We start from the raw sequence: 8664 nt of genomic DNA on the forward strand, positions 1-8664 counted from the left end.
GCGTGCGCGACACCATCCCGAAGGCGCACCGCCTCGCCACGGCCGAGTTCGCCACCCTCCGGCTGCGCCTCCTGAAGCTCGGAGCTCGCATCCGCGAGACCGCCAGCCGGGTTCGCCTCGCCTTCGCCGCCGCCTGCCCTGATGCTGACCTTCTGCGCCACCTCGCGACCGCGCTCGCCCCGGCGCCAGCCTGAACGACGGGGCAGCGACGCCCCGACGAACCCGTCCACATCCCTCCAGCGCTGACAAAACATTCCGGATCCACACGCGTCAGAACAGACGCGCGATCCCGCTCGCCATCAGCCTAAAAACCACCGCCGACAAAGCCCGATGAATAAGACGGGCTAGACCGGGTGGCGGATTGATTCCAGCGGCGCCTTAAGGATGAAGAGTTCACCGGCATCTGGTGGGCCAGAGGGCCTCGGCCCCACATGGGGTCGCCTTAGATCGCAATGGTGCCGTGGGCCGGCGACGACCCAACCCGCCCTGTGATCCATCATTGTCCGGGCGCGGGCTGCGTCGTTTGTGTCATTGTTCTAGGCACCTCTCAGGTTGCTCACGCTCACTGAAGATCGTTCTCGGCTCTGATGGCAGGACCGAGTCCCGCGCTCAGTGCCGAGACGCCGAACATTCAATTCTGGCATCCTTCGCAGATGGATCGAACAGACTGCCGAATGAGGACCTCCGCCTGACGATCCCGCTCTGCAATCTCGGCGTTGCTGACCTGACGGCGCGGTGCCTGAATACGCCGTTGCGAGCCTGCAGACTTTGGCTCGTTCGTCGAGGGCGCAGCCGCAAAGGCCGGCAGGCGTTCGACCGTTGTGACGGCTGCAGCACCCATTCGATCGTGGGTGCGATGAGCGAGCACGGCTATCGGGTCGACGCCATTGCCGGTCTGACGTCGGCGGGGCGCTTCGAGAACCCCACTGTCATCGAGATCGGCCACCGGTGCGGGATCCACGGTCTTCATGGAAGGGCTCGATTCCAAAACCGTCAAGCTCAGACATCCACCCAAACCTCCACTCAGACAGATCGAAAGACTGAAGGAGGCGATGCGCCATTGCTTCGAAGCCATTTCGGGCCCCCATGAACGAGATCTAGCCAAAGCGAATTGGTCTGACGATGGATCGCCGGTATAGGTAGTCCTCCGGCGATACGCTTACCGAATTGGATTGCAGAACGCTGATCGAAATGTGCGATTTCTGTGACCCTACTGCTTTCGAGGAGCCAAGTAGATATCAACGCTAGCTGGTGTTTCAGTACGCAAATGGCTTTAAAGACAGACGCGACTTGAGTGCGGGCCAACCGGCGCCAGCCTTTCCACCGGTGCTTGATCAGTTCGAGGTGTTGACCGGCGGCGCCGGCGTCGCTCGATCCAAGATGGATTTCGGCTATCTCTGCATCGCGTGAGAGACTTGAACCCTCGTCTAGTTCGCCTCAAAGTCCGCTTGCATATCTCGGCCGCGAATGAGCCATGGATGAAAGCGCATTTCAGACCCAGGAAAATTCTTGGCGATGATGACAATGATTGTGGGCGCCGCCGACTATATCGATCTAGACAGATCGGCGCTTACGATATAAAGTCGAAATAAGCGAATTTGGCTTAGATTTTTGTCACCTCGTTTATCCGCAGCTGCAGCAAGGCGGCGCTCGCAAGGCTTTTGGAATGGGATTTTGTTGATGGCGCTGAGCTAAAACTTATTTGTTTTCCCAGAGAGGACGAAAACAGATCTATGAGGACAGGTCCTTTCAATGCCGTTGAGAAAGATTTGCGATCGTCCGCTCATGAGAGCGTCGTATCAATCGCTTTTTTTGCACTTTGTATTATGGTCGTCACTGCGCCAATCACCCAGGATGGGTTGAGCGTCGGCACCGCTTCCATGACCGAAGGAAATCCGTTCCGACAGCTTGGATATGTACTGATTTTATTAATTATACTGGCTGGAACGGGCATCCATCGCGACTTTCGAAGCTTGTCCGCGCTTCCGGGAAACGTTCGTCTAATATTGGCCTATTGTTGGCTGAGTATCGTTTGGGCAATAGATCCATCAATTGCGACCCGTCGCTTGGCCTTGACGACGATTGTTGCTCTGTCCGTTGCTATTGCCATACAATCGCTCGGTGTTGCGAAGAGCATTGCGCATGTCCGGATCGCTCTGACTTTGGCGCTCTTCGCAAGCTACGTAACCGTCCTGTTCTTCCCGAGCGTCGGTATACACCAGCCGGAGGCGGGCCGAGATGTCGCTCTCATTGGTGATTGGCGGGGAATTTATCCCGAGAAAAACTTTATGGGCGCACTCTGTGCGGTAACCATGCTGTGTTTTTACTTCATGGAGCAAAAGCATCTGTCCTTTCTAAGATGGATCGTTATCATTGCGGCTTTTCTATTTTTGATGAAGACAGGATCCAAAACTTCGACCGCACTTGCCTTATTGGCCCTGCTATCGGGGCATGCATTTCGTGCCAACAATCATCGCGATTGGCCGCTTGCCTTCGCAGCGGCAATGACGAGCGCCTTCTGTTTCGGTGTCATTCTGCTGTGGTACGGTGAATGGCTGATGGAACCCTTGGATCGCGATGATACATTGACAGGTCGTTCACAAATCTGGCGCGTATTAATAGCTTATATTTCCGATCACTGGCATCTTGGTGCCGGATATGGTTCTTTTTGGTACATCGGAGGTGTTAGCCCGGTCTATGATTATGCGAAAGGAGGAAGCTGGTTCGAAATTGCCTCTCAGGGCCATAACGGATACTTAGATATCGCGTCGCAGATCGGTTTGCCTGGCCTCGCAATCGCATTATACTTTCTTATTGTCAGGCCTATCGCGACATTGTTGAGCCATCCCGCCTTCGACAACAAAACTGGTGCTCTTTTTATGGCTATATTTGTATTTTGTGTGGGTCACAATTTAACAGAGTCCACGCTCCTTTCTCGCGACCATGTTCTTCAATTTATGATTATCGTCGTTATCTGCATGATGCACACAATAAATCGAAATTATCGGCACCATCAATTTTGATATTTGTTCAAATGGCGGAAAATACGCTAATGATTGTTTCTGTCGCGATCTTGATCTTATCTGCACTAAACGATTTACGACCGGGCTGCGACCACGAAGCTCATATATGGGATTGCGTAGCCAAGCTCGTCTGGTAGCATTTGCCGACAAGATGGCCCGCATCGGTTAGTTCTGGCCCGATCTTCCCTGACCGGACCCAACCCAAGACGCAAGTCCGCTGTCGAATGCATCGCAGGCACCACGGGACCAGGCGCTTCCCTCGCGTCTGACCTGTCCAGAGTTCGGCGCCTCAAACATCGGAATCACCGGGGGGTACGCCTCCATCCGTTCGGACGTGCCAGGAGCCGTCGCGCCACGTTGGATTGTTCAAGCCATGAGGGGGATCGACAAGGCCGAGGTCGCCCGGCTTGTGAAGCCGCCAGGGCAAAGAACCCTACCGGCACGATCGATTCGTGGAGCGTAATTCGGTCTCCTGATCACCTGATGACGTGATCGCACGATCTGCTTTCAACGTCCGAAGATCCGAGGCCCAATCGATCGCTTTCACTCTCTCGCTATCAGAAATGTTTGCGAGCCTCCAAGTTTGTTGGCATCATCCGCCAAATTCTACGAAGCGAGAGAGCTCTGACGGCGCACAGCCGAGCGTCATTTTATCTTATATAGCTTCTATTTTAGCGAGCAATATCCAGCCAAGACATAAACCACAGCAGCTGCATTAGTTTCGTATATCGCTTTTCGACTGGATTTTTGGTTCCCTATACCATTCCTACCAAGTTGCGCTTGCGTGTTTTTAATTATATCGTTGCCTTATAAGCAGCAGTTCTCCCATGGGCACCATGTCGGCGATTGCGTCACAGGCTGTGAATCTCCTTCTCGCCGGGTCCTTGGTGATAGCGCCGGGATCCCTATTGGTCGCCTTGCTAGCCGACGTGATTCCAATACGAGTGAGAGTCTTGGCAGCTTTCGTGCTGTCGCCGGGACTTTTGTCTCTTGAGGTCTTGGTCGCAATAGCATTCGGTTTAGAATTCAGTCAGTTTACATACTTAGCAAGCGCGCTAAATGCTCTCGTAGCGGGCGCTCTTATTCTTTACTTCCGCCCAAGATTTACTTTTCGTGGCTGCGGGTATTCCGCGCTTCTGGCTTGCGCTTTGGCGGCCCCGATCATCTTTACGGTTCTAAAGGAAACATTCCGAACGGATTACGGTTGGCACAACATGATGCAAATCGCAGCTATACAGCAGATTAATTTGCTGCCGCGATTGCCGGAAGAGTTTGAGATGGCTGGGCTTCGGCTGAATTATGGTTGGCTCGGGTGGACACAGCTGTCTCTTATTTCAAACCTTGTCGCGATTTCGCCAACGAGACTTTTCTTACCGCTAAATATTTTGCACTTTATTTCGATGTTCATCATCATCGTAGAGTGCTCGATCTTGTTTCTTGGTCAGCGCCATAACTCTGCGAAGGTAGCCGCAAGTACCGCAATTGCACTCCTCGCCGTCGGTCTACCCGATATCATACTCGGCATAGCCAAAAGCGAATACCATGCATTGGGAGATGCACGCATAACACCAATGATGGAAAAAATTCAGAACATGGACACGATGGTTTTCGGGTTGTCTTCGTTTGCCTTGATGGTCTTTGCAGTACTGGGCTACCTTAATTTCAAGCGGTCTTCATTCCTCATACTTGTGATCATAGCGTCTTTTGCGAGTTCTTTGGTCTATCCGCTTTTCTTACCATCATGTATGGCGGTCGCCGCGGCACTGATTGCCTTTGAAATCCTGCAACAAGTCCGTGGAGTCGGATCGTCCGATCGTCGAGCTCTAATCAAGACCAGCCTGATTTTTGCCCTTTGGATCGCGAGCTTCGGCATAGTGGTTCTCTATGGGCTTTTCCTCGGACGGGATTCGGAAATTCCGCCCTTCAGTCTTGTGAAGATTCGTGACTTGCCCCTCCAGTTCATCAGGTGGGGATGGATTTATTGTGCAATAGACGCGATATTACTGTCAATTCTCATATTTCAACGGAAAATCATATCCTGGTCGACGTTATTTTTCATCGGCGTGACATTCGGACTTCAGTTGGCCTACGTCGTGATCGCGGTTCGCGACGGCGTCGGATATAAATTCCTCTTCACGGCCCTGCTGTTCGCGGCCCCCGTGGTCGCGGCTGAAATTACCCGATGGGCGGACAGGGGATCGAGATCCTCAGTCGTGGCGGGCGTATTGATCGTTTTGTTTCTGTCGTGCGTGGTCTACGAGTTTCCTCGCTGGACCAATCCCGATTTGCGCTACGCGACCCCCTTGGACATCTATGCATCGGATATCGCGCCTGACGCGAAGGCGATGCCATCCTGGCTACGAGTCGTTCGCGAGAAAGCGCCGCCCGATGCCGTGCTTTTTACTGCGCCCGACGAGCGGCCGATCGCGGTATTTGCCGGGCGTGCCCTATACGTGTGTGGCGATGTTCCGGTTCCGACGTCTCGAGCCGGGTACTCCATGAGTTGCACCCGGGAACTCACGTCTGTGAAGGGCTACTCTCCAAAGAGGGTGGCTGACAGAATGGAGCTTCTGAGCCTAGCGCTCAAAAAGGAGATCAGCGATGCCGAAGCGGAGACGTTGATGAAAGCCTTTCGCGCGCTTAGCCGGCCGATGATTTTCCATACTACCGGCTTTTCAGGATTTACGCGCTGGCTCAGGGAGAAGGAAATTGGCCGACCGATTTTCGTTTCCGAGACGGATGTCGTCTGGTCGGTCGACAAAACTGGTGCTGGGCTCGATCCTGCAGACAGTGCTGCCTCGTACAGGCAGGGGCCCACATGAATCGAGCAGGCGCGAATGAGCGCCAGTTTTGGCCGGCCGCCTTAGGTGCCAGTGAACGGCTGCGCCCTCGGATCGCTTGGATTTCAAGGCACGGAAAGCGGAGTGCGCAGCCGGTAAGTCTGCACGATGAACAGAGCCGCTAAGCCCGTCATCCCTTTAGGGCCCGCCGGGCATCTCCGCGCGTTCTGTAAGGAAGAGAGTTCGGCCGCTCGTTCTGAGCAGGGAGGCGTCGCCGTCCTCGGTGGAACAGGGCGAGACGATCCGCTTCGGTGTCGGCACGGACGGATCCTGATTGTGCAGAGATCAGTACCTGTCTTCCGGGCTCACACCATCACTCGCTTCGGGTTCTTCACCAAGATTGGGGGTGCTCGCGCCTTGCCGGTTGGGAGCGGCCTTTGGCGCCGGACGAAGGGGCAATGTCCGGGCTACTGTGGGCCGCACTGTTGCAGGTCGGCCTGGTGGACCAGCCTTGCCGGCGGGGCCTGCAGGCCCGGCAGGCCCTCGCGGGCCAGCAGGCCCCGGCGGGCCAGCGGGTCCCGGTGGGCCGGCGGGCCCCGGTGGGCCAACGGACCCTGGCGGCCCGCTCGGTCCTGGTGGCCAGGGGGGGCCGGCAATGGCCGTTCTGGATGCCCCTGATCCGCTGAGCTCGGACGGCTTGGTACCGTCCATCCTGTATCCCTGTTCGACCCTGCTGCTGTGTCCAGTCGCGGCCGCAGCGCCCGGAGGTCCCGGAGGTCCCGGAGGTCCGGCTGGTCCTTGCTCGCCGCAATTGGCAACCACGATCTTGCGCTCTTGACGCGCTGTGCGCAGCGTCGCGATACACGTCGCCGGGTGATAGATGACGCGGAATTCGAAGTAGCCCCGATGGTCGATCTGACGTGAAAAACGGCCATCCAGACTAATGTCCGTATCTTTTTCGTCTGAATATCCTATAATCCAGAGTTCACCACCAGTGACCTTGGCGTCCGCCACACCGATATCGGCCGTCGCCCCCGATACTGTGGCAAGATAAATCATTGGCGCCCAAATCAGCATTGAGAATTTGCCGTAGGCGGCCATAGCTGGTTCCATCATGCGCTTGCAACCAGTATATTCACGGATTGATGGGGAGCAATGATCGCGCGCTCATCAGCTGAACGGCGGGATCACACCACAAACGACCGAGAGCCCCGCGCTCAGCGGCGACGCCATCGCCTCGCCCATCCACGGCGCTCGCCTGACACGCGCGCTTCCCCCGACGAGGGTTGCGGAGCGGCGCGTCGTCCAAGCCGATCTCGGCTTCGAGAAGGCCCCGCGCGACCCATCTGCCGCCTCTCCCGCGATGGCGTCTGTCACCTGCCAACGCCTCCCCTCGGAACGCGATCAATGGATCCGTCGCGCTTTGCGCGGAGGTTGCCCGGCTTCGGAAGGAAGTCGCGGCCGCTTTGTTCGAGATTGTTACGGCCCGGGCGGTGACCGGGCAGAGGCGTCAGTTGGGCTCTCTGCGAGGCGGTGAGGCGCCGCGCCCGCGGCCTCATCTGCCCCCTCGGCGAAAAGCTCGTCGTCCCGGCTGGCGGGCGAGCATGCATCGTCATACGCGATGCGCTCCTTTGCGTGAACCGGGTCGAGCGCGGCGACCGCGTCCGTGGCCGGCGTGGAATCTGCGACTTCGGCGCCGAAAGCTCGGCGGGTCTGACGGAGCCACGGGCTTGGCGAGCGGAGAGGCGAGGACCTCGAAGGCGAGCTTGTTGTCGACGCCGACGGGCTGCGGCACGGCGAAGAGCGACGTCAGGGTCCGTTTGATGATGTCCCGGACGGCACCCCGGATGGCCAGCATGGCGGCGATGGTAACCGGATTACCGAGACCCATACGCTCACTGATCTCCGCGGCTGCCCTCGCATCCGCTCGCTGACGCCCGGCAACGTCGTAACTTGACAATCGTCCCGGCGGCACTGGCCGGGGCGCAAAGCCGGACACGGCGCTTGGCCCCCGGCTCAGGCTGCGATGCCGTCTGGTTGTGCGCGAACCGACGCAAGGGCAGGATCACGCGGGTCATCCGGGGCACGCGCGGCCACAAGCGGAAGATCCGGCACGGTGGGCCCCGCTCCCGCGAATGCGTGAGGTCCCTTTCAACCAAAGCAAGGACCGACGCCGCTTCGCAGCCCGCAACGACAAGCTCGCCCACAAGGACGCCTCGGCCGTCGCCCTGGCGGCCGACGCCGCCTTCTGGGCCCATCGCGACCAGACCCTATCAGGACCAGGGTCCGAGCAGCCCGCGGTTCGCCGCGTCGTCGGGGATCTCGTCGTCGTGGAAGGCGGTCAGGCGGCAGACTCGCCGTCGCCGCCTGACCGCTTCAGGATGTGCCGGTCGACCGTGAGGTCGAAGCGCGGATCGCGGCCGTCCTCGAGTGCGAGCGTCGCCCGGGCGATCCGCGCAGGCGCATCACCATTTCCGCACGAGGGGCGCGGGGGCGGGGGCGGGCGGCGCGCCGAACACGTAGCGGAAGCCCACCGAGACGATGTCGGCGCTGGAATCCACCACCCCCGCGAAGGCGATGTTGCCGACGTTGTAGTCGCGGCCGAGGCCCGCCAGGATCCGCGACCGGTCCAGGAAGAAGTGCGAATAGGCGAGGTTCAGCGTCAGCTGCCGGCTCCAGCGGTAGCTGGCGCCCACCGAGGCGATGTAGCGGTCCCCGTCCGGCAGCCGCACCGAGCGGTTGCGGAAGTCGATCGGCGAGGTCTCGTAGGCGAAGCCCGTGCGCAGCGTCAGGTTCGGCGAGGCGTCGTACTCGGCGCCGATCGCATAGGTGAACCCGTCCTTGTAGTTGAGCGGCAGGGT

Annotated in this window: 6 protein-coding genes; 4 read left to right on the plus strand and 2 right to left on the minus strand. The window is 58.2% G+C overall.

The window, feature by feature from the left end:
• A partial coding sequence (locus BM396_RS31410; protein ID WP_043387958.1) for a transposase occupies positions 1-194 on the plus strand: 194 nt, incomplete at its 5' end.
• 437 nt (positions 195-631) lie between these two features.
• On the opposite strand, the gene BM396_RS32480 is transcribed toward BM396_RS31410, so the two are convergent.
• Positions 632-970: a hypothetical protein gene (locus BM396_RS32480; protein ID WP_139239603.1), complete on the minus strand. Its 339-nt coding sequence runs from the start codon at positions 968-970 to the stop codon at positions 632-634.
• A gap of 763 nt (positions 971-1733) precedes the next feature.
• On the opposite strand from BM396_RS32480, the gene BM396_RS32485 reads away from it, so the two are divergent.
• The 3 genes from BM396_RS32485 to BM396_RS33595 all read left to right on the plus strand — a co-directional run bounded on the left by BM396_RS32485 (position 1734) and on the right by BM396_RS33595 (position 6489).
• Positions 1734-3023 carry an O-antigen ligase family protein gene (locus BM396_RS32485; RefSeq protein ID WP_139239604.1) on the plus strand — a complete coding sequence of 430 codons (1290 nt, stop codon included), beginning with the start codon at positions 1734-1736 and terminating at the stop codon, positions 3021-3023.
• Positions 3024-3976: 953 nt separating this feature from the next.
• Positions 3977-5845, plus strand: a complete 1869-nt coding sequence (locus BM396_RS32490; RefSeq protein ID WP_170867537.1) for a hypothetical protein — start codon at positions 3977-3979, stop codon at positions 5843-5845.
• Positions 5846-6261: 416 nt separating this feature from the next.
• Positions 6262-6489 (plus strand): hypothetical protein, encoded by a 228-nt coding sequence (locus BM396_RS33595; protein WP_043388154.1) that lies wholly within the window; start codon positions 6262-6264, stop codon positions 6487-6489.
• A 1779-nt stretch (positions 6490-8268) separates the two neighbouring features.
• Here the strand turns inward: BM396_RS33595 and BM396_RS31425 are convergent.
• Positions 8269-8664: OmpP1/FadL family transporter (locus BM396_RS31425; protein ID WP_170861897.1), on the minus strand; the 396-nt coding region annotated here is incomplete at its 5' end.

It is taken from the genome of Methylobacterium sp. UNCCL125 (assembly GCF_900116795.1).
Taxonomy (GTDB): Bacteria; Pseudomonadota; Alphaproteobacteria; order Rhizobiales; family Beijerinckiaceae; genus Methylobacterium; species Methylobacterium fujisawaense.